The sequence below is a fragment of the Paraburkholderia heleia NBRC 101817 genome (genome assembly GCF_000739775.1).
GTDB classification, from domain to species: Bacteria; Pseudomonadota; Gammaproteobacteria; order Burkholderiales; family Burkholderiaceae; genus Paraburkholderia; species Paraburkholderia heleia.
Window position 1 is genome coordinate 184,826 of sequence record NZ_BBJH01000015.1, and the last position, 26,814, is coordinate 211,639.

The following is a 26,814-nucleotide window of genomic DNA, read 5'->3' on the forward strand; positions in this document are numbered from 1 at the left end:
CTTAAACCGGTCTCAGGCGCGGCGGCGCCTTTGCCGCGCCGCCGCGAGCGCTAGCACCTCGTCGAACAGCGTGACGTCCACGGGCTTGACGAGATGCCTCTCGAAGCCCGCTTCGCGCGTGAGTTCGACATCGGCGGCCTGGCCGAAACCCGTCATCGCGGCGAACAGTGTGTGCTTGAGCGGCGGCAGTGCGCGCAAGGCGCGCAGCGTCGCATAGCCGTCGATCTCGGGCATGGCGATGTCGATGAGCACGGCGTCGGGCGTGAAGCCGTCCACTTCCTCGCGCGCGTGGGCGGCGCTGTAGGCCACGCGCACGTCGTGCCCTTTGAGTTCGAGCAGCATGGCGAGGCTGTCGGCCGAATCGCGGTTGTCGTCCACCACGAGCACGCGCAGCGGCGGCACGCCGGCTTCGGCCAGGGCCGCAAGCTCCGCCGTGTCCGGCGTGAGCGGCTGCGGCTGCAGGGCACTCGCGGTTTCGCGCGCGAACGGCAGGCGGATCGTGAACGTGCTGCCTTTGCCCGGCCCGTCGCTCCTCGCGGAAATGGTGCCGCCGTGCAGCTCGACGAGCGAGCGGCACAGCATGAGGCCGATGCCGAGCCCGTTTTCCGTGGGCCCCGGCACCGAGCGATCCTGGCTGAAGAGGCCGAAGATCGATTCGTACGTGCCGGGCCGCAGGCCGCGGCCTTCGTCGTGCACCTGGATCTGCACGGCGCGCGCGGCGGCGCGCACGTTCACGACGATGCGGCTGCCGTCGGGCGAGAACTTCGAGGCGTTGTGCAGCAGGTTCTGCAGCACCTGCACGAGGCGCGTGTGATCGCCCGTCATGGTGAGCGTCTCCTCGGGCATCTGCACGTCCACGTGCTGGCCGCGCGCCGAGGTGAAGGGCTGCGCCGCGTCGATGGCGTGCGCGACCACTTCGCGCAGGTCGAGCGGCGCCTCGCGCAACTCGATCTTGCCCGACGTGATGCGCCCGACGTCCAGCAGGTCGTCCACGAGCCGCGTGAGGTGCACGATCTGGCGCTCGATCATGTCGCGCGCGCGCTCGATGTCGGGGCTCGGCGCATCCATGAGGCGCATCGTGGCCACCGCGTTGCGCACCGGCGCGAGCGGGTTGCGCAGTTCGTGCGCGAGCAAGGCGAGGAACTGCTTCATCTGCTCGCTCGAATGCTCGAGTTCGTCGGTGCGGCGGCTTTCGGTCATGTCGCGTGTGACCTTCGCGAAACCCGTGAGGCGGCCGTGGCCGTCATGCACGGCGGTGAGCGTGACGTTGGCCCAGAACATCGAGCCGTCCTTGCGCACGCGCCAGCCCTCGGTCACGACCCGGCCCGACTCCCTCGCGCGGCTCAGTTCGCGTTCGGGCTGACCGGCGGCGACCTCGTCGGGCGGATAGAACACGGAAAAATGCTGGCCGATGATCTCGGCCGGACGGTAGCCCTTCAGGTTGGTCGCGCCGCTGTTCCAGCTCACCACGTGGCCCTGCGGGTCGAGCATGAACATCGCGTAGTCGCTCGCGCTTTCCACGAGCAGGCGAAAGCGCTCTTCGGAAAGGCGCAGCGCCTCGACCTGGCGGCGTTCGGCGGTGAGGTCGCGCGTGATCTTGGCGAAGCCGGCGAGCGAGCCGTCGCGCTCGCGCATCGCGGTGATGACGACGTTGGCCCAGAACATCGAGCCGTCCTTGCGCACGCGCCAGCCTTCGTCGTTGAAGCGTCCGTGCAGCGCGGCCTGCTCCAGCTCGTGATCGGGCCAGTGGTGCGCGTTGGCTTCGTCGGTGTAAAAGCGCGAGAAATGCTGGCCGATGATCTCGTGCGCTTCATAGCCCTTGATGCGGGCCGCGCCGCGATTCCAGCTCACGATGTAGCCGTGCGTGTCGAGCAGGAAGATCGCGTAGTCCTCGATCGGCTCCACGAGCGCCTCGAAGCGGCGTTCGTGGTGGCTTTCGGCGGCGGTGGTGTGCGGGGCGATGCCGGAGTCGGGCGTCGTCATGGTCCTCGGGTCTGTCATAGGGCCTGTTCACGAGTTTGACAGGCTCTGGCCTCCTGAATGGACGTCCCGCGCGCAGCGGGCGCCGCAGCTTACCACGCGCGCTGCCCCGAGCGGTCGTACTTTTCGGCCATTGCCGGAATGCCTGTGCGCACGTGGCGTTCCGCGCGGCGCACCTGGCGGGTGAGCAGCACGACATGCGGCGGCACCACGCGGCGTGCGCGCAACGTCCAGAACGCGCCGCGCAGCAGCGCTACGCCAGCGGGCCCGAGCGAGCGCTGGCGCGCGAACACGGCGAGCGCGCGGCCGGTCGCAGCGATCGCATCGCGCGCGGGCAGGCGCATCCACGCCACCCAGGCGGTGTTGCGCGCGAGCGCGCATTGTTGCGCGCGCGTGAACCAGCGGTAGAGCGGTTCGCGATGCGCGAGCGCCTGCTCGCAATAAACAATCTGATGGCCGGCCGACAGCATGTCGAGCGCTGCAAGCTCCTCGGCGCCGCCGTGTGAAAGCCGCTCCTCGTAGCCGCCGAGCGCGCGGAACACGGCCGCGCGGAAAACGCACGCGCCGGCCATGAAGTTCGCGAGCGCCGGGCCGGCCTCGCCTTCCGCGCCCGGCGACGTGGCGGCGAGCATCAGGCAGGCAGGGTGAATTTCGCGCTCGTCGCCGCTCACCACGCGCGCGTTGAGCACGGCCACCTGCGTGTGGGCGTCGAGCCGCTGCGCGGCGCGCGCGAGCGCGCCGGGCGCGAACCAGGTGCTGTCGTCGCAGCACGCGACATAATCGGTGCGCGCGAGCAGCACGGCGCGATTGAAACCGGCCATGCCGCGGTCGCCCAGCGACTGGACGATGCGCACTTGCGGAAAGAGCGACGCCAGCAGGGAGACGGTGGAATCGGTGGAGCCGTTGTCGGCCACGATGACGTCGGGGTGTTCGGGAAGGGCGGTGAGGCGCGCGACGGTATCGATGGTTTGACGCACGTGATTGCGCGTGAGGACGACCACCGTGACGCGCGGCGCGCTGGGAGTTCCGGGGGCAGGGGCGGAGTCGTTCATCGCAGCAGGCGGCGGGAGCCGGCCGGTGAGTTGTCGAATTGACCTATGTCAGCATACGCCGATGGCGCGCGACATGCAGTACATGACGTGCGCCAGCGGCGTGGCGGCGCAGCGGCGGTGCTGCACTGCACAGCCGGGAGCTGCGCAATTTTCGCGCCGCGTGCGGCAGCGTGTGCGATCAGGCCGGTCCGCAGCGCAATCAGCCGACCAATCAGCCGACCAATCAGCCGACCAATCAGCCGTTCAATCAGCCGTTCAATCGCGAGCGCAGACTTCGTCGAGATGACCGAGCAGATCGGCGGGATCTTCGTACACGCGCAGCGCGCCCGCGCGCTCCAGCTCCCCGGTGCCGTAGCCGCCCGACTGCAGGCCGATGCCGAGCGCGCGGCAGCGCTGGGCCGCGAGCATGTCCCAGACGCTGTCGCCGACCACGAGGCAGCGCTCGATCGGCACGTTCAGCCGCAGCGCCGCGGCGACGAAAAGATCCGGGTCGGGCTTCGCGTGGCGCACTTCGTCGCGCGTGATGACGGTCGTGACGGACGGGTCCACGCCGAGCGCCTGCAAGTTCACGGACGCCGTGGCGAGCCGCCCGCTCGTGGCGATCGCCCAGGGCACCTGCGCGGCGCTGAGGGCGTCGAGCAGCGCGCGGGCGCCGGGCAGCGGGCGCACCTGGTCGGCGTGGCGGCGGTAGGCGTCGGCGTGTAGTTTTTGCAGGCGCGCGATGCGCTCGGGCGAGATGGCCTCGTGGGTCTCGCGCAGCAACTGGTTCATGAAGAGCCCGCCGCTCATGCCGATACGCCGGTGAATGCGCCACACCGAAAGTTCGATGCCGTCCGCGTCGAGCGCTTCCTTCCATGCGAGGACATGCTGATACACGCTGTCGACGAGCGTGCCGTCGAGGTCGAACAAAAAGGCCGTTTCGTTGCGCATGGGTGGCGCCTCCTGCAACATGATGATTACGCGGCGGTAGCGCGAAAAGTGTACGCCGGCCGCCGCTAGCGTGCGCCGCGGCGTGCGGCGTCGCCTCAGGGCGCGCTGGCCGCGGCCGCGCCGGACGCCGCCGGCGCGCCTTGCACGGCGCCCGTCTGCGGATACATCTGGAGCAGCGCGCGCAGTACGCCGTTGGTCCATCCAAAGCCGTCCTGCAGCGGATATTCGCCGCCGCCCGCCGACGATGCCTGCGTGGCCGACGCGCTCACGTCGTACTTCTCGACGAGCTTGTGCGTGCGCGTGTAGTAGGCGAGATTCGTGGCGATCCAGCGCGCGGCGATTTCCTGCGCCAGGTCCTGCTCGCCATAGCGGCGCAGCCCCATGACTGCGAGATATTGCAGCGGTGCCCAGCCGTTCGGCTCGTCCCATTGCTGGCCGGTCGCGACCTCGGTGGTGGCGAGGCCGCCGGGGCGCAGCAGGCCGGCGCGCACCGCGGCGGCCACTTCCTGCGCCTCGGCTTTCGTCGCGACGCCCGCATAGAGCGGATAGACAGTCGCCGCCGTGAGCCGGTGCGTGTGCGTGCGGTGCACGAAATCGTAGTCGCTGTACGCATGCAGTTGCGGGTCCCAGAGCACGCGGTCGATGGCGTCGGCGCGTTGTCGGGCGCGCCTCGTCATCAGGTCGGCCTCGCGTGCGTCGCCCTTCAGGCCGTAGGCCTTCGCAAGCGTGCGTTCGAGCATCGCCATCAGCGAATTGAGGTCCACCGGCACGAGCGAGGTCACGTCGATACTCGAGAGCGTGTGGCCGTCGGCGAGCCAGCGCGAGCTGTAGTCCCAGCCCGTTTCCGCGCCCGCGCGCAGGTTGCGCCAGAGGTCCGAGGCGTCGCGTTGCGGCGTGGCCCGCGCGGTGAGGATGTCTTCGCGGTACGACTCGTCGCGCGGGCGGTTGCGCGCGTCCCAGTAGCGGTTGAGCAGCGTGCCGTCGGGCAGGCGCACGAGGTGGCGCGCGGCGTGGCCGGGCTTGAGCGTCTGCGCGCCGGCCATCCAGTAGTCGTACTCCTTGCGCAGTTGCGGCAGGTAATGGACGTACACGGCGTCGCCGTCTTTTTCCGCGACGAGGCTCACCATCTGCGCGAAAAACGGCGGCTGCGAGCGGCTCAGGTAATAGGTGCGATTGCCGTTCGCGATGTGCCCGTAGCGGTCGATCAGCGCGGCGAAGTTGTTCAGTTCGTCGAGCGCGAGTTCGTGGCGGCCGCTGGCTTCCAGGCCGAGCATGATGAAGTACGAATCCCAGTAGTAGATCTCGTTGAAGCGCCCGCCCGGCACGACGTACGCAGAGGGCAGCGGCAGCAGCGACGAATACTGATTCGGCTTCGCGTCGGGGCGGCGGCTCAGCACGTTCCACAGCGTGTCGATGTGGCCGACGACATCCTGGTTCGGATCGGAAACATAGTGGTCTTCGGTTTGCGCCGGGGCCGTGAAGTACTGGTTCACGAACTGCGTGAGCGCGGCCTTGTCGTGATCCCCTGCGTGCCGTTGGCGCCAGCGCTCGTAGGCCGCCGTGATCCGGCTGGGGCGCTCGTTGGGCAGCATGTCGGCGAACGTCTTGCTGTCGGGGAAGATCTGCGCGAGCTGCACGTCGTGATAGAGGCGGCCGTAGAGATCGGCGGGCGTGGCGGGCTGGCTCTCTTTGGCCGCCTCATGCGGCGCTGGAGAGCGAACCGGCTTTGCCGATGGCGCGGGCGTTTGTAATTCCTGCGCGTTGGCGGGCGCGCTTGCGGAGGCTGCGGCACCGGCGGCCTGGGCGCTTTGCGCGAGCGGCGAGGCGAGGCACAACGCAGCGGCGAGCGTGGCGGCAAACGTGGCAGCAAACGCGGCAGCAAACGGGACGGGGCGGGATGTGGCGGCGGATGCAGGCGTGCGAGAGCGGAACGGGAAAGACATGACCTTGACGTTTTTGATGGGCGAGGAGCGCGCCGGCGCGCCAGCCTGGGCGCAGACGAAGCGCGTCGACCAGCAATTTCCGTTCCGCACGGTGGGCCGGCGAGACGGGTGGCAGCTGCGCCGCTATTCGAAATCGGGATAGTCCATATTCTCGATATCGCGTTGCGCGATAACGGGTGCAGCGGTGAAACTTGCGCTAAATCAATTCAAGCAACGCCGCATCAGGAGACATCTCATGCGCACTCAGGTTGGCATCATCGGCGCCGGGCCAGCGGGCCTGCTTCTTTCCCATCTTCTGCATCTGCGTGGCGTCGACTCGGTCGTGCTGGAGCTGCGCGGCCGCGAGCAGATCGAATCGACCATTCGCGCCGGCGTGCTCGAGCAGGGCACGATGGACGTGCTCACCGAAGCGGGAGTCGGCGCTCGCATGAAGGCCGAAGGCGCGTTGCATCACGGCTTCGAACTCGCGTTCGAAGGCAAGCGCCGCCGCATCGATCTCACCGGCCTCACGGGCAAAGCCATCACCGTCTACGCGCAGCACGAAGTGCTCAAGGACCTCGTGGCCGCGCGCGTGGCTGCGGACGGCAAGCTCTTCTTCAACGTCTCGAACACGTCGATCCACGGCGTCGAGACCAGCACGCCGTCGATCCGCTTCACGCACGAAGGCGAGGAGCACGAGCTGCATTGCGACTACGTGATCGGCTGCGACGGTTTCCACGGCGTGTCGCGCGCCTCGATTCCGGCGGCGCTGCGCGAGGACTACGAGCGCGTATTCCCGTTCGGCTGGTTCGGCATTCTTGTCGAGGCGCCGCCCACGTCCGACGAGTTGATCTACGCGCGCCACGATCGCGGCTTCGCGCTCGTCAGCACGCGCTCGCCGAACGTGCAGCGCATGTATTTCCAGTGCGATCCGAATGACAGCGTCGATAACTGGTCCGACGACCGTATCTGGGCCGAGTTGCACGCGCGCGTCGATTCGCGCGAAGGTCACCAGGTGGTGGAAGGCAAGATCTTCCAGAAGAACATCGTGGGCATGCGCAGCTTCGTCACGACCACGATGCAGCATGGCCGCCTCTTCCTCGCGGGCGACGCGGCGCATATCGTGCCGCCTACCGGCGCGAAGGGCCTCAATCTCGCGGTGGCGGACGTGCGCGTGCTGACCGCGGCGCTCGTGGCGTTCTACAAGGAAGGCCGCACTGATCTGCTCGACGGATATAGCGAAACGGCGCTGCGCCGCATCTGGCGAGCCGAACACTTTTCGTACTGGATGACGCGCATGATGCACCGCCTCGACGACGCCACGCCGTTCGAGCAGCGCCTGCAGGTTGCCGAGCTGGAGCACGTCACCACGTCGCGCGCCGCCGCAACGGCGATGGCCGAGAACTACGTGGGCGCAGTTGCCGTGTGAGGTAAGCGCAACGCACGAAACGGCCGCGCGGGCTCCGAAGGGTTCGCGCGGCTTTGTGCGTTTACGGCGTCGCGTTGGACAGCTTCAAATTGCCGCGAGCGGCGCGATGCCTAGTTCGTTTGCGATATCGGCGAAAGGTTTTCTCACGGAGTCGGGCAGCGTGATCGTCTGCATGTGCCGCGCGCGATTTTCCGCCTCGTACTGGCCAGGGTATTGCACCGGTTGAGCCGGATCCTGCGGCGGGCAGCTGAGCAGATAGTCGAGGAAGGATTCGACCTCCTGCGAGCGCCACGTCGTGTTGAAATCCACCTGCGGATCGAGCACCAGCGCGAACAGATTGTTGGTGGCGACGCCGTTGCGCGGGTTGTCCGGATGGATCGTGCCGCCGCCCGAGAGCACGCCTGCGAGCAGTTCCGCCACGAGCCCCAGTGCGTAGCCCTTGTGCAGGCCGAACGGCAGCAGCGCGCCTGGCGGATCGGCGAACAGCACGTTGGGGTCGGTGGTCGGCTGGCCGTTCGCGTCGATCACGGAAGCGTCGGGCGCCGGCAGGCCGTTTTCGGCGAGCACGCGCGCCTTGTTCACGGCAATGGCGCTCGTGGCGATATCCACGACGAAGGGCGATCGCCCGCCCGGCAGCGGGCCCGCGAAGCACAGCGGGTTGGTCGTGAGCCGAGGCTCGCGTCCGCCGAACGGCGCGACGGTCGGCGCGCGGTTCACCACGTTGGTGAACGCGAGCAGGACGTAGCCCTGCGCCGCGACCATTTCGCCGTAGTGGCCCATGCGCCCCAGGTGATGGCTGTGGCGCAGCGTCACGATGCACTGGCCATGGTCGCGCGCGCGAGCGATCGCGTCTTCCATCACGGCCTTGCCGACGTGCTGGCCGAAGCCGCTGTGGCCGTCGTAGCCGATCAGGCTGCCACGGTCCACGATGCGCTCGGCGCGGCCGTCGGCGGCGACGAAACCCGCGGCCAGCACGCGCTTGTAGTTCGGCAGGATCGAAAGTCCGTGGCTCGCATAGCCCACGCGATCGGATTCGATCAGATGGTCGGCCACGTCCGCGGCGATGTCTTCGGGCACCGAGACGTTCGTGAGCACGGCCGTGGCGAAGCGCCGTGCATCGTCGATTTTGACTTCCATGAGCGGCTCCTTGCTGGACGTGCGGCGTTCGGGTGCAATGTTCAGATCCAGCCCAGCCAGCGCCACCACGTCGCGGCGAACAGCAGCAACAACACATAGCCGACGACGGTCAGCACGATGCCCACGCGTGCGAACTGCTTCGCCGTGAACGTTTCGGTGGCGAGGCACACCATGTTTTGCGGCGCGTTGATCGGCAGGATGAAGCCGAAGCTCACGACGTAGCCGAGCAGCATGGTGAGGCCGAGCCGGTTGAAGTCGCCCTGCATGGACTGCAGCACTGACACGAGAATCGGCAGCATCGCGGAAGTGAGCGCCGTTGCGCTCGCAAAACCGAGGTGGATGAGGATGAGGAACGCCGAGAGAATCGCGAAGGCCATGAACGGCGTGGCGGTGTCGAGCCCCGTGTGATGGGCGACGAGGTCGCCGAGCCATTGCCCCGCCTTCGTCGTGAGCAGCGCCGTGCCGAGGCTGATGCCCACGCCGAACACGATCACCGTGCCCCACGGAATGCGGTTTTGCACGGTCTTCCAGTCCATCACGCCGAAGCGCGGCAACAGCAGCAGCACGAGCCCGACGTAGGTGACCGAGGTGGTGTCGAACGGGTGCAGCTTGCCTTCGGTCGCCCAGAAGAGCAGCAGGCCGATGGAAACCCCGAGCAGCCGCTTTTGCGGGCCTGTCATGGGGCCGAGCTCGCGCAGCGAGGCTTCGACGGCTTCCTTGCCGCCCGCGATGGCGTCGGCCTCCGGCGGCAGCATCTTCAAGACGATGAACAGCAGCGCCGCCGACATCACGATCGCCCAGGGCGCGCCCGCGATGAGCCAGTCGAGCCACGTGACGCGTGCGCCGAGCATCTTGTCCATGAAGCCCACGGTCAGCAGATTCTGCGCGGCGGCGGTCTGGATGCCGACGTTCCAGATGCTCGTGGCTTGCGCGACCACGATCATGATGCCTGCCGCGATGTTCGAGCGCTTGTCCACGCCGAACGCCGAGATCACGCCCACCATGATCGGCACGACGCAGGCACTGCGCGCGGTGGCGCTCGGCACCACGAGCGAGAGCACGATGGTCACGGCGACCGCGCCGATCAGGATGCGCCGCGTGGTGGTGCCGATCAGCGAGAGCGTGACGAGCGCGATGCGCCGGTCGAGCCCGGTGACGGTCATCGCCGCGGAGATAAAGAGGGCGCCGGCCACGAGCGCGAGCGCGGAATTGGAGAAGCCCGCGAGCGCCATGCTGATGGCCTTGTTGGTGCCGTAATCGACAGCGGGGTTTTCGACGGTGGGCGCGGTGCCCACGAGAAACGCCATGAGCGAGGTGATGATGATGGCGCTCGCTTCGTACGAAACCGCTTCGGTGAGCCACACGACCACGGCGAACGCGAGAATCGCGAGCATGCGCTGGCCGGCGGGCGGCAGGCTGTCGGGCAGGGGCAAAAGCAGCACGACGACGAGTGCGATCACGCCCGCGATCAGGCCCACAGGGATGCCCTTTTTCTGCGGCGCGGCGCTCGCGTTGGCGGCTGGCTGGGGTGCGTTCATGGCGGTGACTCCATGTTGGGCATGCAAGCGGCATGGCTCGCGAACGCTTCTGGCAGAGCAGCATGCTGCGTCGAAAAGCGGCGGTGTGGCGGCTTGCGAACGAGTCAGCGCATTCGCTTCGCGCATGGTACTGCCATTCGACTGATGAAGCGTTTAGTGTGTGCGGCGGGAGCGGGCGAGCGCGCAGGCGGGGGAAGGGCAGCGCTGCAGCATGCAGCGCGGGAAGTTGATGGTGGAGGCGTTTTAACCGGCAGGACAGCCGGTTAAAACAGCCACTGACGCGAGTTACTGGCTGGCGCCAGCAGCAGCGTTAGCTTTCTTCTGTGCGTCCTGCAGGCTCTGCGGATAGTTCGGGTCGTTCAACGCCGGCTTGTAGCCCGCGTCTTCCAGCTTCTTCAGCTCGGCGTTGTTCTTCGCGCGGGCCTGCTTGCGTTCGGCCTTGCGCTGCGCCTTGGCCTGAGCCTTGGCTTGCGCCTTCTGTTCCTTGGTGAGCGGCTGCGAGGCCATGGCCGCGGCGGGTGCGCTGGCTTCCGTTTGTGCGAACGCCGGCGCGGCGACGCCGAGCAGGAATGCGGCGCACGCTGCGGCGAGAGTCAGCTTGCTGGTGGTGGAGCGCATTGATTCCCCTAAAGATTGGTTTGACCGACTTACCCAGGGCTGGGAGGACGGGCGCGCACGGCTGCGGCGCGCCCGTCACTCAATGTAATCGATCCCCACCCAGGACGGTAGCAAGCGCTGACCCTGGCTTGCCGGGAAACCGCGGCGGCTACCCCGGCTGCGTCACCGGGCGTTCAGGCGCCGAGCTTCGCGGCCGCCGCCGCCACTACCCGCGCGCGTTCGGCGAGCGACGCGGCTGTCTGCGCGCGCAACCTTTCCACGATCGCACGCGGCGCGCTGGCGGGGTCACCCGCATCGAACGGCGGCGCGGGTGCGTACTCGAGCTGGAGCTGGAGCGCCTGGGCGGCTTCGTCGCCGATCAGCTCGGCGGCGAGCGTCAATGCGAAATCGATACCCGCGGTGATGCCGCCGCCGGTCAGCACGTTACCATCGCGCACCACGCGCGCTTTCACAGGCAGCGCGCCGAGCGGTTCCAGCAGTTCGTGGAAGGCCCAGTGCGTGGTCGCGCGGCGTCCGCGCAGCAGCCCGGCCGCGCCGAGCACGAGCGCACCCGTGCAAACCGAGGTGACGTAGCGCGCCGTGCTCGCCTGGCGGCGCAGGAATGCGAGCGTCTCGTCGTCGGGAATCAGCTGCGAGACGCCGCTGCCGCCGGGCACGCAGATCACGTCGAGCGGCGGGCAGTCGTCGAAGGTCGTGTCGGGCGTGAGCATGAGGCCGGTGCTCGAGCGCACCGGATCGAGCGTCTTCCAGATGAGCCGCGCCCGGGTGTCCGGCATCGAGGCGAGTACGTCGTACGGACCCGTCAGGTCGAGCTGTTGAACGTTGGGAAATGAGAGAAATCCGATCTGCAGTGCCATGGGGTGTTCCCGGTCAAGGTTGGACTGTCGAAAAGGGCCGACGGTGTGCCGACGATCCGGAAATCACTGTATTCCCGCCGAGGTCCGCAACCATGCCAAAAACCGCGCAAAAACTGCCAGCGGCGCATGTGCGAGCCGCAATCGGAAAGCATGCGTGGATCAGGACACGCGCCGCGTTCAGCCGCCGCTTAATTTCCGGCAGCTGAAGCCGTGCGCTTGCCGCTTCAGATGGGCTGCTTCAAACTCAGGCCGGCAGCTTGCGGAACGTGACCGCGATGCGGTTCCAGCCGTTGATCGCGATGATCAGCAACGTGAGGTCCGCGATTTCCTGATCGCTGAAATGCGGCTTCACGCGTTCCCAAACTTCGTCGGGCACGTGCGTTTGCGCGAGCAGCGTGACCGATTCGGTCCATTCGAGCGCCGCGCGCTCGCGCTCGGTGAAGAACGGCGTCTCGCGCCACACCGATACGGTGGCGAGCCGGCGATCGGTTTCGCCGCCTTTGCGAGCATCCGTGGTGTGCATGTCCACGCAATAGGCGCAGCCATTGATCTGCGAAGCACGCAGACGCACCAGTTCCGCGAGTGGCTTTTCGATCGAGCTCCTGCTCGCGCGCTCTTCGAGCGCAATCATGGCCTTCGTGCCTTCCGGGCTGGCCTTGTAGAAATCCAGACGTGCCTGCATGAGCGTTCACCTGTCGAGTTGAGTTTCGTGGCGCTGTCGTCGACAGCGAGGTTGACAACGATGCGTTGGACTTGCGAATTGCGTAACCACAGGGGCACTTTAGGCGTTGCGCCTGCGCGTTCACATAGCCATTCTGGCAATATTTCGGGTGACCACTTTCACCCCCGTCGAGCGCTACCTGCAGCGTCATCATGGAACTCCATGTCACCGTGTCGGGCCGTCGCGACCTCGCGGGCCAGATCTATCGCCAGTTGCGCGACCGCATCGTCGATGGCCGCCTGGCCGGCGGCACCCGCCTGCCGTCCACGCGCGACCTCGCCCTGCAGCTCGGCGTTTCGCGCAAGACCACGCTCGACGTATTCGAGCGGCTGCTCGCCGAAGGCTATCTGAACTCGCGGCGCGGCTCGGGCACATTCGTGGCCGAAACGCTCGAACGCCTGCCCGCTCGCGAGCATGGTCATCCGAATCCGCAGATACGCGCGGCTACCGCCGCCGTCGCGCGTGCCGGCAAGGCGCCGCGCGCGGCTCGGGCCACGCCGTGGTGGCAGGCGCAAGCCGGGGCGCTGCACGGTTCGCTGCCGCGCCTCGACACGCGGCTCGCCTGCGACTTCGCGGGCGGCGTCACCGACAAGTCGCGTTTTCCATTCGACGTCTGGCGGCGCTGCATCAACGACGCGCTGCGCGTGCAGGCGCGCGGTTACGGCATGTATCGCGATCCGGCGGGCGAGGAGAAGCTGCGCCTTGCGGTGTCGCGCTATCTCGCTTTCAACCGCGCGGTGCAGGGCAACTGGCAGGACGTGATCGTCACGCAGGGCGCACAGCAGGCGCTCGATCTCCTCGCGCGCGTGACGCTCACCCTGGGCGACGTCGTCGTCGTGGAGGACCCGGGCTATCCGCCCGCGCGCGATATCTTTGCCGCGCTGGGCGCGAAGGTCGTGCCGGTACCGGTGGATCGCGACGGGCTCGTCGTCGCGCGGCTGCCCAAGGCGGCGCGGCTCGTCTACGTGACGCCCTCGCACCAGTTTCCGCTCGGCATGCCGCTGAGTCTCGAGCGGCGCGTCGCGCTGCTCGAATGGGCGCAGGCGTGCGGCGCGCTCGTGATCGAAGACGACTACGACTGCGAATACCGCTTCGAGGGCCGCTCGATGGAGCCGCTCAAAAGCCTCGACAACGCCGGCCTCGTGGCCTATGTCGGCACGTTTTCGAAGACCATGTTCCCCGAACTGCGCGTGGGCTACATGGTGCCGCCTGCCGCGCTGGCCGCGCCGCTCGCCCGCGCGCGGCAGATTGGCGACGCGCACGGCTGCGTGCTCACGCAGACGGCGCTCGCCGACTTCATGCTCAACGGCCATTTCGCACGCCATTTGCGGCGCATGCATCAGACCTACGCGCAGCGCCGCGACGTCCTGCTCGCGCATCTGTGCGGGCCGCTTGCGCCGTGGCTCGAACCTGTCACGCCCAACACGGCGGGGTTGCACCTGGCGGCGCGGCTCGTCGCGCCGCTCGATGCCGCAGCCGTGGCGCAGGCCGCGCGCCGTGCGTCGATCGGACTGCATCCGCTCGCGCCGTTTCATCTCGAAACGCCTGTGCAGAGCGGTTTTCTATTCGGTTACGGCGGGGTAGACGCCGAGCGTATCGACGCCGCGCTGACGTCGCTCGCCACGCTGCTGCGCACGCTTTGACTGCATGTTGCCGTCGCGGCGGCACCGGCATGGCAGCCGAAATCACGCAAAAACGCCATACGTATGGCGTTTTTCCTGACGAACGCGCCGGTGCGCCGCGACGGCCGAAGCGCTCCGTGCATCATCGATCCGGGCGCGTCAGGTGCATGTTTACCCCTGTAAACAGGCGTCAAAATGTGATGGAGAGTCAGCGCCGCGCAACAAAATCGTAACGACAATGCAAAAGCTTCACGCAAAACGCTTGCGCGTATGTAGAATCCGCCGTTGAAGCACGTGCATTCCGCAGTGCTTCTTCGATTCACTGACCAACACTGGTAGGAGAAACATGCCGACTTCCGCAAAGAAAGTGGCCGCAAAAAAGGCAGCTGCCCCGGCCAAGAAGGTTGCCGCAAAGAAAGCGCCCGCCACCAAGACGGCCGCAGCTAAGAAGGTCGCCGTGAAGGCGTCCGGCGCACCGACGCCGATCAAGGACACCTTCACGAAGGCCTCGCTGGCTACCCACGTCGCTGAGCGTGCAGGCGTCGAGCCGAAGGCTGCCAAGGCCGTGCTCGCCGCGCTGGAAGACACGATCCTCGGTTCGGTCCACAAGAAGGGCGCTGGCGAATTCACGCTGTCGGGCCTTCTGAAGATCGTCGTCCAGGCCGTGCCGGCGAAGAAGAAGCGCTTCGGCAAGGATCCGTTCACGGGCGAAGAGCGCTGGTTCCCGGCGAAGCCCGCATCGGTCCGCATCAAGGCGCGCGCGCTGAAGAAGCTGAAGGACGCAGCAGCAGCCTGATTGCGTGGATTGTGCTTCAAGCCGCGACCTTTGGATTGCGGCTATCCGTCAGTACCAAAAAATCCCCGTTGGCGTCGAGCCCTCGGGGATTTTTCATTTGGCGCAAGCAATACGCTATGGCATTGCTCAGCTATATCCTGATGTTATGGGTAATATTCAGTGTGATACCCGCGAGAAGACGGAATGATTATCGTGATGTAGGATGATATAGACCAAAAAATTCACATATTCATAGCAAAGTGTTATGCAGGTAGCCGATCTCAGTTTGCGCCAGGTGGAGGCGTTTCGCGCGTTGATGCAGTGGCGCACGGCCACGCGCGCGGCACAGGTGCTCGGCATTTCGCAGCCCGCAGTGAGCCGCTTGCTTGCCGATTTCGAAGCGAAGGTGGGGTTCGCGCTTTTCGAGCGGCGCCAGGGGCGTTTGCTGCCCACTGTCGAGGCTCATACGCTGCAAGACGAAGTCGAGCGCGCGTTCTTCGGTTTCGAGCGCGTGGCTCAGGCGGCCGCGCAGATTCGCGCGCAACGGCGCGGTGTCGTGCGTGTCGCTGCTTCAGCGGATCTTTGCGCCGACTTTCTGCCGCGCGCGGCCGCCGCGTTTGCTAGCGAGCACGAAGGCGTCGATTTCGAACTGCTGACTGGCGAAGCCGCCGGGATTGCCGGGCGCGTGGCGGCACAAGGCTGCGATCTTGGTTTCGTGGCGCAGGCCGTCGCGCATCCTGGCGTGCGTCTCGAGTATCTGGGTGAGTGGCCGCTGCGTTGCATCGTGCCGCGCGGACACCGGCTCGCGCGCAAGCGGGTGATCCATGCGCAAGACTGCGGGGGCGAACGCTTCATTTCGTTTGCACCGGCGAGCGAGATGCGCCTTTCCATCGACCGGCTCTTTGCCGAATGCGGGGTGGCGCGCGAGCCTGGCGTCGAAACGACGCTCGCGCAATCCGTCGTGGCGATGGTGGAAGCGGGAATGGGCATCGCGCTCGTCGACGCGTTGACCGCCCAGCACGCGAGCGCGCGGGTGAGCGTGAAGCGCTTTACACCCGCGCTGTCGAGCGCGCTCCATGTGGTGCGCAGCACGCAGCGCACGGTGACGGCATTGAGCGACGCGTTCGTATGGCATGCAACAGCCGCACTGGCGCGGCTGCGCTGAGCTTTTCACGCGTGGAGAAGGCCTGTAAAGGCGCAAGGCCGTGTGCATACACGGCCTTGCGTGAACAGCAGTGGAGGATTGCTTCTAAAACCCAACGGGCAAAAAAAACCAGCCAGGGCAGGCGCCCGAGGCTGGTTTATGCAGCGTGTAGTTTTTAGCTGCGTGGTCTCGCTCGCTGCGCCGGAACGGCTCGTCAGCCGGTTCCGGCGCAGGGCCGAAGCCCGGAGTCAAGCGTTGCTTAGAACTTGTGGCGGATGCCCAGGCTGACCAGGGTCTGCGAGCTCGAAGCCGAGTTGAAGCCGTACGAGCCGATCGATGCGCCGGCTGCCGTGCCTGCCGGTGCGCCAGGTTGCTGGCCGTTGGCGTGCTGCCATGCTGCGACGCCATACAGGTCGGTGCGCTTCGACAGGTTGTAGTCCGCGCCGATCGAAACCTGGTTGTAGGTGTTCGACGTGTCGCCAGCGCCGTGCGTCCAGGTGTAGCCGAGGCCGAGCAGCAGGGCCGGGTTCAACTGATAGCCGAGGAAGCCCGCAGCGACGTTATAACGCTGCGTCGAAGCAAACGACGAGTAACCGTCCGGACGCATCTGAACGTTGCTGTAGCGGCCGCTGAACGTGAACGGGCCTGCGACGTATTGCGCAGCAATCGACGCGATGCCAACCGACTTGGCCGAAGCGTACGGGGTGTTGATCTGGCTGCCGTCCTGGAACATGGCATCCGACGTTGCGCCCGAAGCCCAGCCACCGTTGGCAGCGCGGGCTGTCGGCGACGATGCGTTGTCCATACGGAAGTAGCCGCCGGCAACGTTGAACGAGCCGATGCCGTACGTGGCGGCCGCACCCCAGCTCTGACCCGAGCCGGTTGCCCCCGCAACACCACCGAGTGCATACATGCCTTCGAACTGGAAACCTTCCAGCACCGGCGAGACGTACTTGATGGCGCTGTTCGTACGCGAGCTGTTGTCGTTGTTGTCGACGTCACCCGGCGTCGCAAACGTGCTGCCGAAATAGTTGTCGGCGGTCAGCGGCTGGACCATATCGACCAGCGGGTCGTACTGGCGGCCGAGCGTGACCGTACCAAACTGGTCGTGCGTCAGCCCAACGAATGCTTGACGGCCGAAGATCGCCGTGTTGCCGTTGTAGTTGCCCATCTTGCCGTTGTTGATGTTAAAGCCGTTTTCCAATTGGAAAATCGCCTTCAGGCCGCCGCCCAGGTCTTCCGTACCCTTCAAGCCCCAGCGGTTGCCCGACAGGTTGCCGCCGGCGAGGCCGACCAGATTCGAGTTCTTGCCGCTGGCGTCCATCGTGTTATGGGCCCACTGGATCGATTCGTCGATCACACCATAGAGGGTCACGCTGCTTTGAGCGTGCGCGGTGCCGGCTGCGGCCAGCAGGGCCAGCGAGAGGGTCGAGAGAGCGACTCGTTTCATTCTGTTTTCTCCACGCAAAGATTGTGTAGTTGTTGCGCGTTGGAGAATAACGCAGCAGGCCAGGCGACCTGAAATGAAAAAATAAAGATTGTCGCGAAAACCTGACACCGGCCAGAATCCGTTGTCAGACGGGGCCTCCGTCCATTATGCCGTTTTAGGAAATATTGGATTGTTGATCGAGCATTATTGTTGTTTTTGATAAAAGTTCCGTAAATAGCCGTTATTTCTTCGCCTTGCTGCGACCTTCGGCAGCAGCTTCAATGGGCGCGGCGGCGTTGGGGTGACGACGCCTGCCGACGGCCGTCACGGCGAGCGCCGCGCTTGCGACGAATAGCACCGAACGCCAGGGATGGCGCTTCACATAGCGGTCGGCGGCGGCGACCGTGCGGCCCGCTTGGACCAGAGTGAGCGCGGCCGCGTAGGTGGCGCTGTCCTCCACCCGCACAACCGAACGGCGGATCTGCAACCCCGATTTCAGCCTCCCGAACGCGCCGCCATGCGCGCTTGCGCGCCCAATCGCGCCGAGCGGAGTTTCCGATAGTGTCGATCTGTCTGCCGCAACGGCTGCCGCCAGGGCCGCAGGCATTGCTGTGGCGGCTGCGCCGCCGTTTCCGATCGGCACGGCCGATGGCGCCAGGGCCGCGGCGGGACGTTCCGCACGCTTCATGTCGTGCCGCCCGACGATGGTGGAGGCGGCGAGCACCGAGGCCAGCTTGGCGCGGCTGCCGGGCGGCGTTTCCTCAAGGAAACCCCACGCGCCGCGCGGGTCGTGCATGCGCCCGCGCGCGGCCGAGAACTCCGCGCCGAGCAGGAGCACCGCCGCCGAAAAATAGAGCCACATGAGCAGCACGGCGAGCGAGCCGGCCGCGCCGAAGGCCGTTGCCATACCTGCGTGCGCAAGATAGAGCGCGAACAGCTTTTTGCCCGCCGAGAACAGCACCGCCGCGACGATGCCGCCCACCATCGCGTCGCGCCAGCGCACATTGGCGTCGGGCAGGAAGCGCAGCAGGGCGCCGAACGCGACGGCCAGTACCACAAGCCCCACGCCAAGCTGCATCAGGTTGCCGATGATCACATAAGGAGAATTGCCCCAGAGCCACTGGCCGACGAACGTAATGGCCGTGTCGAGCACGAGCGAGACGATCAGCAGGAACGCGACCCCGAGCACGAGGCTGAACGAAATGAGGCGCACGCGGACGAGCGCCATCACACTGGAGGGACGCTGCCCGTCTGGCGGCCAGACGATGTTCAGCGCGGAATTGAGCGAGGAGAAGGTTGCGGACGCGCCGATTACGAGCAGGGCGAGCGAGATGATCGCCGCGACGCCGCCCTTGCCGCCCGCCCGGTGCGCGTTTTGCACGATGGTGGTGATGCCCGCGGCCGCGTCGTCGCCGAGCACGTTGTGGACCTGGCGGAAGAGCTCGCCGCGCGCGGCATCGTCGCCGAAGAACCAGCCGGCCACGGCAATCACCATCACGAGGGTGGGCGCGAGCGAAAACGCCGAGTAGAACGCGATGCTCGCCGCGAGCGACGGGCAGCGATTGGCGATGAACTGGCGCAACGCGCCCACCACCCACGAAGCTTCCTTGCGCGCGGCGGACTGCAGTCGTTCGGTGGAAAGCGTTGACATGATGGCGTGCCCCGCGGGAGTGGTGCTTCAGTGGTTTGTTTTCGTCACACAGATGGCTCATTCGCCATTCAATATTAGCAAGCGTGGTTCCCGGGCGGCCTCGCGCTGCACGCGCGTTGTGCTCGCGAACATTCAGCGCGATCCGTCTCCCAAAACGTCTTATACTGAAAAAACCCGCAACCAGGCCGAGGACGAATCATGCTGCAGATGTCCCGGCGTCAGTTCCTCAAGATCACGGCAACGTCGCTGGCGGGATCCAGCCTCGCGTTGATGGGTTTCGCGCCCGACAACGCACTTGCCGAGGTCCGACAATACAAACTGGCGCGCACCACTGAAACCCGCAATACCTGCCCGTACTGCTCGGTTGGTTGCGGGATCCTCATGTACGGTCTCGGCGATGGCGCGAAGAATGCGACGACGAGCATCATCCATATCGAGGGCGATCCCGATCATCCCGTCAATCGCGGCACGCTGTGCCCGAAGGGCGCGAGCCTGATCGACTTCATTCATAGCGAGAGCCGCCTCAAGTACCCCGAGTACCGGGCGGCCGGCTCGAACGAGTGGAAACGCATGTCGTGGGATGAGGCGCTCGACCGTATCGCGAAGCTGATGAAGGAAGATCGCGACGCGAACTTCGTCGAGAAAACCGCCGACGGCAAGACCGTGAACCGCTGGCTGACCACGGGCATGCTGGCTGCATCGGCTAGCAGCAACGAAGTCGGCTATCTCACGCACAAAGTGGCCCGCAGCATGGGCCTGCTCGCATTCGACAACCAGGCGCGTGTCTGACACGGCCCGACGGTGGCAGGTCTTGCCCCGACGTTTGGCCGTGGAGCGATGACGAACCATTGGGTCGACATTCGCAATGCGGACGTGATTCTGGTGATGGGCGGCAATGCAGCCGAGGCGCACCCATGCGGCTTCAAGTGGGTCACGGAGGCGAAGGCGCACCGTGGTGCACGGCTCATCGTGGTGGACCCGCGCTTCACGCGCACGGCATCGGTCGCGGACTTCTACGCGCCGATCCGCACCGGCACGGACATCGCCTTCCTCGGCGCGGTGATCAACTATTTGCTCACCCACGACAAGATCCAGCACGAGTACGTGAAGAACTACACGGACTTCTCGTTCATCGTGCGCGAAGACTTCGCATTCAACGACGGCATTTTTTCGGGCTACGATCCGCAAAAGCATTCGTATCCGGACAAATCGTCGTGGAACTACGAGCTTGGCGACGACGGCTTCGTGAAGACCGACGACACGTTGCAGAATCCGCGCTGCGTGTACCAGTTGCTCAAGCAGCATTACTCGCGCTACACGCCCGAGATGGTCGAGAAAGTATGCGGCACGCCGAAGGACAAATTCCTCAAGGTGTGCGAAATGCTTGCGAGCACGGCCGTGCCGGGCCGCGCGGCCACGATCCTGTATGCGCTCGGCTGGACCCATCACTCGATCGGTTCGCAGAATATCCGCACCGGCGCGATGGTGCAGCTCCTGCTCGGCAACATCGGCATTGCGGGCGGCGGCATGAACGCGCTGCGCGGCCACTCGAACATCCAGGGGCTGACCGACCTCGGGCTCATGTCGAACCTGCTCACGGGCTACATGACGCTGCCGTTCGAGGCGGAGCAGGACTACGACGAATACATCAAGAAGCGCGCCTCGCAGCCCATGCGGCCGAACCAGCTCAGCTACTGGCAGCATTACGGCGCGTTCTTCGTGAGCTTCATGAAGTCGTGGTGGGGCGACGCGGCCACCAGGGACAACAACTGGGGCTATGACTGGCTGCCCAAGCTCGACAAGCCGTACGACCTGCTGCAGACCATCGAGCTGATGAATCAGGGCAAGGTCAACGGCTATATCTGCCAGGGCTTCAACGTCATGGCGTCCTCCCCGAACAAGGCCAAGACCGTCTCGGCGCTCAGCAAGCTCAAGTGGCTCGTGATCATGGACCCGCTCGCCATCGAGACTGCCGAGTTCTGGAAGAAGTATGGCGACTATAACGACGTCGATCCGACTTCGATTCAAACCGAAGTGTTCCGTTTGCCCACCACGTGCTTTGCGGAAGAAAACGGCTCGCTCGTGAGTTCGAGCCGTGTGCTGCAGTGGCACTGGAAGGGCGCGGAGCCGCCGGGCGAGGCAAAGAGCGACCTCGAGATCATGTCGGGCCTGTTCATGCGCATCCGCGCCGCGTACCAGAAGGACGGCGGCAAGCTGCCCGATCCGATCGTCAAGCTCGACTGGCCGTATTCGGATCCCGCGAGCCCCACGCCGGAAGAACTGGCGAGGGAGTACAACGGAAAGGCGCTCGCCGATCAAACCGATGCCAGGGATCCCGGCAAGGTGCTCGTGAAAAAGGGCGAGCAGCTTGCGGGCTTTGCGCAACTGAAGGACGATGGCACGACCGCGAGCGGCTGCTGGATCTTCTGCGGCGCGTGGACCCAGTCGGGCAACCAGATGGGCCGGCGCGACAACGACGACCCCACGGGCATCGGGCAGACGCTCAACTGGGCCTGGGCGTGGCCCGCGAACCGGCGCGTGCTGTACAACCGCGCCTCGTGCGACGTGGCGGGCAAGCCCTTCGATCCCACCCGCAAGCTGATTGCATGGAACGGCAGCGCATGGACGGGCGCGGACATACCCGACTACAAGGTCGATGAAGCGCCCGATCAGGGCATGGGGCCGTTCATCATGAACCCCGAGGGCGTGGCGCGTTTCTTCGCCCGCGACGGCATGAACGAAGGTCCGTTCCCTGAGCATTACGAACCGTTCGAGAATCCGCTCGGCTATAACCCGTTCCATCCGAACAACCCGCTCGCCACGAGCAATCCGGCGGCGCGCGTGTTCCCCGACGACCGCAAGACGTTTGGAACCGCCCAGCAGTTTCCGCATGTGGCGACCACGTACCGGCTCACCGAGCACTTCCACTTCTGGACGAAACATGCCCGGCTGAACGCGATCATTCAGCCGCAGCAGTTCGTCGAGATTGGCGAGGCGCTCGCGAAGGAGGTGGGTGTGGTGGCGGGCGAGCGCGTGAAGGTGTCGAGCAATCGTGGCTACCTGGTGGCGGTGGCGGTGGTCACCAGGCGCATCAAGCCGCTGACCATCGAAGGCAAGACCGTGCATCAGGTTGGCGTTCCACTGCACTGGGGCTTCAAGGGACTCACGCACCTGGGCTATCTGACGAACACGCTCACGCCGCCCGTGGGCGACGGCAATTCGCAGACGCCCGAGTTCAAGTCGTTCCTCGTGAAAGTCGAAAAGGCATAGGGGGGCGACGACATGGCATGGCAATCACTTGACGTCAAACGCCTCTCCGCGACCACCTCGGAACCGCCCGGCGTGCGCGAGCCGGTTACGGGCACGGTCGCGAAGCTCATCGACGTGTCTAAATGCATCGGCTGCAAGGCGTGTCAGACCGCGTGCATGGAGTGGAACGATCTGCGTGACGAAATCGGTGTCAACACGGGCGTCTACGACAATCCGCCCGATCTCACCGAGCACTCGTGGACCGTGATGCGCTTCACGGAATACGAGAACGAACAGGGCAACCTCGAATGGCTGATCCGCAAGGACGGCTGCATGCATTGCGAAGACCCGGGCTGTCTGAAGGCGTGTCCCGCGCCGGGCGCGATCGTGCAGTATACGAACGGCATCGTCGACTTCCACCAGGAAAACTGCATCGGCTGCGGCAATTGCATTACCGGCTGTCCGTTCAATATTCCTCGCATGTCGAGCGAGCGCCGCGTATACAAGTGCACGCTCTGCTCTGACCGCGTGGCCGTGGGGCAGGAACCCGCGTGCGTGAAGACCTGTCCGACCGGTGCGATCGTCTTCGGTACCAAGGAAGACATGAAGCAGCATGCGGCCGAGCGCATCGTGGACCTCAAGGAGCGCGGCTTCGAGAACGCCGGGCTTTATGACCCGCCGGGCGTGAGCGGCACACACGTGATGTACGTGCTGCATCACGCGGACCGGCCGCAGCTCTATGCCGGACTGCCCCAGGATCCGCACATCAGTACGATGGTGCGGCTCTGGAAGGGCGTGGCCAAGCCGATTGGGCTCGCCATCATGGCGCTCACCGCACTGGCCGGCTTCTTCCATTACACGCGGGTTGGCCCGAACGAAGTGACGGCTGAAGACGAAGCCGCGGCGCGCGATGAGGTGCGGCGCATGCGTGGCGAACCACCCGAGGAGCGCGGCGATGAAAGACGATGAACCGCAATGGATCGAGCGCTACACGCCCAACGAGCGCAGCAACCACTGGATCACGGCAATCTGCTTCATCCTGCTCGCGCTATCGGGCCTCGCGATGTTTCATCCGGCCATGGCATTTTTGTACGCGGTGCTCGGCGGCGGCCAGTGGACGCGCATTCTCCACCCGTTCATCGGCGTGGTGATGTTCGTCTCGTTCCTGATCCTTGCGCTGCGCTTCTGGCATCACAACTATCTGGACAAAGACGACATCCAGTGGATGAAACAGATGGGCGACGTGCTCAACAACCGCGAAGACAGACTGCCCGAGATCGGCCGCTACAATGCGGGCCAGAAGCTGTTATTCTTTGTGATGGTGGTTTGCCTCGTGCTGTTGCTCTTGAGCGGCGTCGTGATCTGGCGGCGATATTTTTCGATCTACTTTCCAATCGAAATTATCCGGCTCGCTTCGTTGGTGCATGCGATAGCGGCATTCGTGCTGATCTGCGGCATCATCATTCATATTTATGCAGCCATATGGGTGAAGGGGTCGATTGGCGCGATGACGCGCGGTTACGTCACCTGGGGCTGGGCGAGAAAGCATCATCCGCGCTGGTTCCGCGAGAGCATCAAGTAACGCACAGGCTGCGCGCCGCCTGCCGCGCCGTGTGGCCAGGGCAGTGGCGGCGCGAGCGGCAAACCGCCGGCGCCCGCGAGGGCACGGCGGTTTTTTCCTTTGTGAAGCCGTTCTGGAGCAGACCCGTCGTGACGCAACGCATTCTCGACCCGCAGCAAATCGAATCGCTCGATCCTTCGGCCATTCCGCGCATTCGTCTGCCCGAGCGCGTCGCCTTTTTCAGCACGCGCGCTGTGCGCCTGCGGCATCTCGCGGATCACAATCCCATTGGCGGCTACGTGCGGCTCATGGCGGCGCTCGTCGATGCGCAGCAGGAAGCGCTCGAACATTGCAGCGCGTCCATGCCTTCGCGCGAAGCCATTGCGAACGCGCAGCATCACGCCATGCCGATACTGCCCGCGCTATCAGGCGAGCGTGATCCGCAATGGCGCGCCGTGCTGTTGCGCCTCGCCGATCGGGTCGAGGCGGCAGGAACGGTCGCGCCTGCGCTCGCCAAAGTGTTGGGCGAGTTGCGCGCCATGACCGAAGGGCAGCTGGAAGCCCAGGCCGATGCGCTCCTCGCACAGCGCTACACAGAAGTCGCGCCCGCCATCGCGCCGTTCATCATGGCCGCGCTGCAGGTGGTGTGGACCGACCTCGCGAGCCGTGTCGACGTGCGCGACGTGCCCTATGTCGACGCACCGGGCATATGCCCCGTGTGCGGGTCGCCGCCCGTCGCCAGCATCGTGCGCATTGGCGGCGTGTATCAGGGCTATCGGTTTGCACAATGCGGCCTGTGCGGTACCGAGGCGCACGTGGTGCGCGTGAAGTGCACGAACTGCAGTTCGACCAAGGGCATTGCGTATCACGGCATCGAAGGAGGCAATGCCGCACTCAAGGCCGAATCGTGCGACGAATGCCATACGTACCGCAAGATCGGCTATCAGGAGAAGGAACTCGATTTCGAGCCGCTGGCCGACGACCTCGCGAGCCTCACGCTCGATCTGCTGATGAGCGATGCGGGCTACCGTCGCGCAAGCCCGAATCCGTTGCTCTGGCCCGAAGTGCCTGGCGACCAGTAAGGAGCCGCGCACGCCATGAGTGAGACCGTGGGTCAAGCAGCGGGGCGCGACGCGCACGCCCTTCATGCGCTGCTCGCGAAAATGCCGGCGGTCGAGCGTGTGATTGCCTCGGAGCAAGCGCAGCCGCTGATAGCGCAGTACGGACGCACCCAGGTGCTCGGCGCGATACGCGCCACGCAGGACGGCTGGCGCCGCGACGTGCTAACTGGCGCGCTTGCGCATGAAAAGAAGGATGCCGAGCCATTTTCTATCGAGCACGTGATCGCCGCGACCACGCAACGGTTGTCCGAGCGTGCGCAGAACCGCCTGCGTCCGGTCTTCAATCTCACCGGGACCGTGCTGCATACGAATCTCGGCCGCGCGCTGCTGCCCGACGAAGCCGTCAAAGCCGTGGCGCAGGCGCTCACGCAACCCGCAAATCTCGAATTCGATCTCGCGAGCGGCAAGCGCGGGGACCGCGACGACCTGATCGACTCGCTGATCTGCGAACTGACGGGTGCCGAAGCCGCGACCGTCGTGAATAACAACGCGGCCGCCGTGCTGTTGCTGTTGAGCGCACTCGCCAATCGCAAGGAGGTCGTCGTTTCGCGCGGCGAGCTGGTCGAGATCGGCGGCGCGTTTCGCATTCCCGACATCATGAGCCGGGCGGGCGCACGCTTGCGCGAGATCGGCACGACGAACCGGACGCATCTCAAGGACTACGAAGCCGCGATCAACGCGCGCACCGCGCTCCTGATGAAAGTGCACTGCAGCAACTACGCGATCAGCGGCTTTACAAAGACTGTCGAACTCGATGAACTCGCGCCGCTGGCGCGTCAGCACGGTCTGCCCGTAGCGGTCGATCTGGGCAGCGGGACGCTCGTCGATCTCGCGCAGTGGGGCTTGCCGGCCGAGCCCACGGTGCGTGCGACCGTGGAAGCGGGCGCGGACCTCGTGACCTTCAGCGGCGACAAGCTGCTCGGCGGCCCGCAGGCGGGACTGATCGTCGGGCGCAAGGCATTCATCGCGAAGATCAAGAAGCACCCGCTCAAACGCGCGTTGCGAGTCGGCAAGCTCACGCTTGCTGCGCTCGAGCCGGTGTTGCGGCTCTATCAGGCGCCCGAATTCTTGCGGGAGCGGCTCACTACGCTGCGCCTTCTCACACGGCCGGCCTTGCAGATGCAGGAGGCTGCCGAGCGCGCGCTGCCCGCGTTCCAGCGCGCCATAGGCGAAGCGTATGCTGCGAGCGTCGAGCCGATGTTCAGCCAGATCGGCAGCGGCGCGCTGCCCGTGGACGTGTTGCCGAGCAGCGGGCTGGTCGTGCGCCATACGGGCAAGGGCGGCAGCGGCCGCGCGCTGCTCAAGCTCGAACGGGCCTTGCGCGAACTGCCGCGGCCCGTGATCGGCCGCATTGCCGACGACGCGCTGCGTCTGGACCTGCGCTGCCTCGAACCCGCGGACGAGGCGGCGTTCGCGGCGCAACTCGCGGAGCTGCGTCTGTGATCGTCGGCACGGCGGGGCACATCGACCACGGCAAGACCACGCTGGTCCGCGCGTTGACCGGCGTGGACACCGACCGCCTGAAAGAAGAGAAGGCGCGCGGCATTTCGATCGAACTGGGTTACGCGTACCTGCCGCTCGCCAACGGCGACGTACTTGGCTTCATTGACGTGCCCGGCCACGAAAAGCTCGTCCATACGATGGCGGCGGGTGCGTGCGGCATCGACTTCGCATTGCTCGTGATTGCTGCCGACGACGGCGTGATGCCGCAAACGCGCGAGCATCTTGCCATTCTCCAACTGCTGGGCGTGCAGCAAGGCGCCATCGCCTTGACCAAGTGCGATCGCGTGGAGGCGGCGCGGCTTGCCGCCGTGCGCGCCGAAATCGCTGCCTGGCTTGTCAACACGGTGCTTGCGGATGCACCTGTATTCGAGACCCATGCCACGCAGCCGCATGACGAAGGCGTGGCGCGCCTCGGCGCGTGGTTGCGCGAGCGCGCGAGTACATGGCGGGCGCGAAGAGACGACGGACTCTTTCGGCTGGCAGTGGATCGCGTATTTACGCTGACGGGCCAGGGGACGGTGGTGACGGGCACCGTATTCGCCGGGCGCGTACAGGCGGGCGACGCGCTCGTGCTC

General features: G+C 65.7%; 22 protein-coding genes. 11 read left to right on the top strand and 11 right to left on the bottom strand.

All coding sequences use genetic code 11. The annotated features are described in order from the left end of the window. Nucleotides 1-12 precede the first annotated feature (12 nt). The 4 genes from BHE01S_RS14980 to treF all read right to left on the bottom strand — a co-directional run bounded on the left by BHE01S_RS14980 (nucleotide 13) and on the right by treF (nucleotide 5,905). Nucleotides 13-2,001, bottom strand: coding sequence for a PAS domain-containing hybrid sensor histidine kinase/response regulator (locus BHE01S_RS14980; RefSeq protein ID WP_425572741.1), 1,989 nt, complete (start codon nucleotides 1,999-2,001; stop codon nucleotides 13-15). Nucleotides 2,002-2,072: 71 nt separating this feature from the next. Then, nucleotides 2,073-3,032 carry a glycosyltransferase family 2 protein gene (locus BHE01S_RS14985; protein ID WP_042265270.1) on the bottom strand — a complete coding sequence of 320 codons (960 nt, stop codon included), beginning with the start codon at nucleotides 3,030-3,032 and terminating at the stop codon, nucleotides 2,073-2,075. Between the two features lie 255 nt (nucleotides 3,033-3,287). Continuing rightward, the gene (locus BHE01S_RS14990; RefSeq protein ID WP_042265358.1) at nucleotides 3,288-3,962 is read right to left on the bottom strand and encodes an HAD family hydrolase; all 675 of its coding nucleotides are present in this window, start codon (nucleotides 3,960-3,962) and stop codon (nucleotides 3,288-3,290) included. Between the two features lie 95 nt (nucleotides 3,963-4,057). Continuing rightward, on the bottom strand, nucleotides 4,058-5,905 hold the full coding sequence (gene treF / locus BHE01S_RS14995) for an alpha,alpha-trehalase TreF (RefSeq protein ID WP_084068876.1): 1,848 nt from the start codon (nucleotides 5,903-5,905) through the stop codon (nucleotides 4,058-4,060). Between treF and BHE01S_RS37810 the strand changes: the two genes are divergently transcribed. Together BHE01S_RS37810 and BHE01S_RS15000 are read left to right on the top strand one after the other, a co-directional pair. After that, entirely contained in the window at nucleotides 5,904-6,047 is a 144-nt protein-coding gene (locus BHE01S_RS37810) for a hypothetical protein (protein WP_157025396.1), read from the top strand. The two genes, treF and BHE01S_RS37810, sit on opposite strands and share 2 nt — an antisense overlap. A gap of 93 nt (nucleotides 6,048-6,140) precedes the next feature. Beyond that, on the top strand, nucleotides 6,141-7,313 hold the full coding sequence (locus BHE01S_RS15000; protein ID WP_042265271.1) for a 4-hydroxybenzoate 3-monooxygenase: 1,173 nt from the start codon (nucleotides 6,141-6,143) through the stop codon (nucleotides 7,311-7,313). Between the two features lie 84 nt (nucleotides 7,314-7,397). Here BHE01S_RS15000 and BHE01S_RS15005 read toward each other — a convergent pair whose 3' ends face one another. The 5 genes from BHE01S_RS15005 to BHE01S_RS15025 form a co-directional block, all read right to left on the bottom strand. Beyond that, nucleotides 7,398-8,450 (bottom strand): Ldh family oxidoreductase, encoded by a 1,053-nt coding sequence (locus BHE01S_RS15005; RefSeq protein WP_042265362.1) that lies wholly within the window; start codon nucleotides 8,448-8,450, stop codon nucleotides 7,398-7,400. A 41-nt stretch (nucleotides 8,451-8,491) separates the two neighbouring features. After that, entirely contained in the window at nucleotides 8,492-9,988 is a 1,497-nt protein-coding gene (locus tag BHE01S_RS15010; RefSeq protein WP_042265273.1) for a DASS family sodium-coupled anion symporter, read from the bottom strand. A 285-nt stretch (nucleotides 9,989-10,273) separates the two neighbouring features. Next, entirely contained in the window at nucleotides 10,274-10,606 is a 333-nt protein-coding gene (locus tag BHE01S_RS15015) for a hypothetical protein (protein ID WP_042265275.1), read from the bottom strand. Nucleotides 10,607-10,779: 173 nt separating this feature from the next. Next, on the bottom strand, nucleotides 10,780-11,463 hold the full coding sequence (locus BHE01S_RS15020) for a DJ-1/PfpI family protein (RefSeq protein WP_042265278.1): 684 nt from the start codon (nucleotides 11,461-11,463) through the stop codon (nucleotides 10,780-10,782). Between the two features lie 244 nt (nucleotides 11,464-11,707). Further along, complete coding sequence (locus BHE01S_RS15025; RefSeq protein ID WP_042265279.1) at nucleotides 11,708-12,145, bottom strand: carboxymuconolactone decarboxylase family protein; 438 nt, start codon at nucleotides 12,143-12,145, stop codon at nucleotides 11,708-11,710. 191 nt (nucleotides 12,146-12,336) lie between these two features. Between BHE01S_RS15025 and pdxR the strand changes: the two genes are divergently transcribed. The 3 genes from pdxR (at nucleotide 12,337) to BHE01S_RS15040 (ending at nucleotide 15,746) form a co-directional block, all read left to right on the top strand. Beyond that, nucleotides 12,337-13,827, top strand: coding sequence for a MocR-like pyridoxine biosynthesis transcription factor PdxR (gene pdxR / locus BHE01S_RS15030; RefSeq protein ID WP_042265282.1), 1,491 nt, complete (start codon nucleotides 12,337-12,339; stop codon nucleotides 13,825-13,827). Nucleotides 13,828-14,152: 325 nt separating this feature from the next. Beyond that, nucleotides 14,153-14,602 carry an HU family DNA-binding protein gene (locus BHE01S_RS15035; RefSeq protein WP_028205533.1) on the top strand — a complete coding sequence of 150 codons (450 nt, stop codon included), beginning with the start codon at nucleotides 14,153-14,155 and terminating at the stop codon, nucleotides 14,600-14,602. Nucleotides 14,603-14,846: 244 nt separating this feature from the next. Continuing rightward, nucleotides 14,847-15,746: a LysR substrate-binding domain-containing protein gene (locus BHE01S_RS15040; protein WP_042265286.1), complete on the top strand. Its 900-nt coding sequence runs from the start codon at nucleotides 14,847-14,849 to the stop codon at nucleotides 15,744-15,746. A 238-nt stretch (nucleotides 15,747-15,984) separates the two neighbouring features. On the opposite strand, the gene BHE01S_RS15045 is transcribed toward BHE01S_RS15040, so the two are convergent. Together BHE01S_RS15045 and BHE01S_RS15050 are read right to left on the bottom strand one after the other, a co-directional pair. After that, nucleotides 15,985-17,175 carry a porin gene (locus BHE01S_RS15045; RefSeq protein ID WP_042265288.1) on the bottom strand — a complete coding sequence of 397 codons (1,191 nt, stop codon included), beginning with the start codon at nucleotides 17,173-17,175 and terminating at the stop codon, nucleotides 15,985-15,987. 220 nt (nucleotides 17,176-17,395) lie between these two features. Next, entirely contained in the window at nucleotides 17,396-18,805 is a 1,410-nt protein-coding gene (locus tag BHE01S_RS15050) for a YihY/virulence factor BrkB family protein (protein WP_042265290.1), read from the bottom strand. A gap of 198 nt (nucleotides 18,806-19,003) precedes the next feature. On the opposite strand from BHE01S_RS15050, the gene fdnG reads away from it, so the two are divergent. The 6 genes from fdnG to selB all read left to right on the top strand — a co-directional run. Continuing rightward, the gene (fdnG, locus tag BHE01S_RS15060; protein ID WP_157025398.1) at nucleotides 19,004-22,075 is read left to right on the top strand and encodes a formate dehydrogenase-N subunit alpha; all 3,072 of its coding nucleotides are present in this window, start codon (nucleotides 19,004-19,006) and stop codon (nucleotides 22,073-22,075) included. 12 nt (nucleotides 22,076-22,087) lie between these two features. Further along, entirely contained in the window at nucleotides 22,088-23,023 is a 936-nt protein-coding gene (fdxH, locus tag BHE01S_RS15065) for a formate dehydrogenase subunit beta (RefSeq protein WP_042265294.1), read from the top strand. Continuing rightward, complete coding sequence (locus BHE01S_RS15070; protein ID WP_042265296.1) at nucleotides 23,010-23,636, top strand: formate dehydrogenase subunit gamma; 627 nt, start codon at nucleotides 23,010-23,012, stop codon at nucleotides 23,634-23,636. Before fdxH ends, BHE01S_RS15070 begins: the two co-directional genes overlap by 14 nt. Nucleotides 23,637-23,764: 128 nt before the next feature. Then, nucleotides 23,765-24,697, top strand: coding sequence for a formate dehydrogenase accessory protein FdhE (gene fdhE / locus BHE01S_RS15075; protein ID WP_042265363.1), 933 nt, complete (start codon nucleotides 23,765-23,767; stop codon nucleotides 24,695-24,697). A gap of 15 nt (nucleotides 24,698-24,712) precedes the next feature. Next, complete coding sequence (gene selA, locus BHE01S_RS15080; protein WP_042265299.1) at nucleotides 24,713-26,179, top strand: L-seryl-tRNA(Sec) selenium transferase; 1,467 nt, start codon at nucleotides 24,713-24,715, stop codon at nucleotides 26,177-26,179. After that, nucleotides 26,176-26,814, top strand: a 639-nt coding sequence (gene selB, locus BHE01S_RS15085; RefSeq protein WP_042265301.1) for a selenocysteine-specific translation elongation factor, incomplete at its 3' end; no start/stop codon positions are given. The genes selA and selB, both read left to right, overlap by 4 nt.

Excerpts from the sequence above, each read along its gene's own strand:
- treF (WP_084068876.1), bottom strand. The coding sequence starts at position 5,905 with ATGTCTTTCCCGTTCCGCTCTCGCACGCCTGCATCCGCCGCCACATCC.
- BHE01S_RS15015 (WP_042265275.1), bottom strand. The coding sequence starts at position 10,606 with ATGCGCTCCACCACCAGCAAGCTGACTCTCGCCGCAGCGTGCGCCGCA.
- BHE01S_RS15000 (WP_042265271.1), top strand. The coding sequence starts at position 6,141 with ATGCGCACTCAGGTTGGCATCATCGGCGCCGGGCCAGCGGGCCTGCTT.
- BHE01S_RS15040 (WP_042265286.1), top strand. The coding sequence starts at position 14,847 with ATGCAGGTAGCCGATCTCAGTTTGCGCCAGGTGGAGGCGTTTCGCGCG.
- BHE01S_RS15050 (WP_042265290.1), bottom strand. The coding sequence starts at position 18,805 with ATGTCAACGCTTTCCACCGAACGACTGCAGTCCGCCGCGCGCAAGGAA.
- selA (WP_042265299.1), top strand. The coding sequence starts at position 24,713 with ATGAGTGAGACCGTGGGTCAAGCAGCGGGGCGCGACGCGCACGCCCTT.
- BHE01S_RS15045 (WP_042265288.1), bottom strand. The coding sequence starts at position 17,175 with ATGAAACGAGTCGCTCTCTCGACCCTCTCGCTGGCCCTGCTGGCCGCA.
- BHE01S_RS15010 (WP_042265273.1), bottom strand. The coding sequence starts at position 9,988 with ATGAACGCACCCCAGCCAGCCGCCAACGCGAGCGCCGCGCCGCAGAAA.
- BHE01S_RS14990 (WP_042265358.1), bottom strand. The coding sequence starts at position 3,962 with ATGCGCAACGAAACGGCCTTTTTGTTCGACCTCGACGGCACGCTCGTC.
- pdxR (WP_042265282.1), top strand. The coding sequence starts at position 12,337 with ATGGAACTCCATGTCACCGTGTCGGGCCGTCGCGACCTCGCGGGCCAG.
- BHE01S_RS14985 (WP_042265270.1), bottom strand. The coding sequence starts at position 3,032 with ATGAACGACTCCGCCCCTGCCCCCGGAACTCCCAGCGCGCCGCGCGTC.
- BHE01S_RS14980 (WP_425572741.1), bottom strand. The coding sequence starts at position 2,001 with ATGACAGACCCGAGGACCATGACGACGCCCGACTCCGGCATCGCCCCG.
- BHE01S_RS15005 (WP_042265362.1), bottom strand. The coding sequence starts at position 8,450 with ATGGAAGTCAAAATCGACGATGCACGGCGCTTCGCCACGGCCGTGCTC.
- BHE01S_RS15020 (WP_042265278.1), bottom strand. The coding sequence starts at position 11,463 with ATGGCACTGCAGATCGGATTTCTCTCATTTCCCAACGTTCAACAGCTC.
- BHE01S_RS15070 (WP_042265296.1), top strand. The coding sequence starts at position 23,010 with ATGAAAGACGATGAACCGCAATGGATCGAGCGCTACACGCCCAACGAG.
- BHE01S_RS15035 (WP_028205533.1), top strand. The coding sequence starts at position 14,153 with ATGCCGACTTCCGCAAAGAAAGTGGCCGCAAAAAAGGCAGCTGCCCCG.
- fdxH (WP_042265294.1), top strand. The coding sequence starts at position 22,088 with ATGGCATGGCAATCACTTGACGTCAAACGCCTCTCCGCGACCACCTCG.
- BHE01S_RS15025 (WP_042265279.1), bottom strand. The coding sequence starts at position 12,145 with ATGCAGGCACGTCTGGATTTCTACAAGGCCAGCCCGGAAGGCACGAAG.
- BHE01S_RS37810 (WP_157025396.1), top strand. The coding sequence starts at position 5,904 with ATGACCTTGACGTTTTTGATGGGCGAGGAGCGCGCCGGCGCGCCAGCC.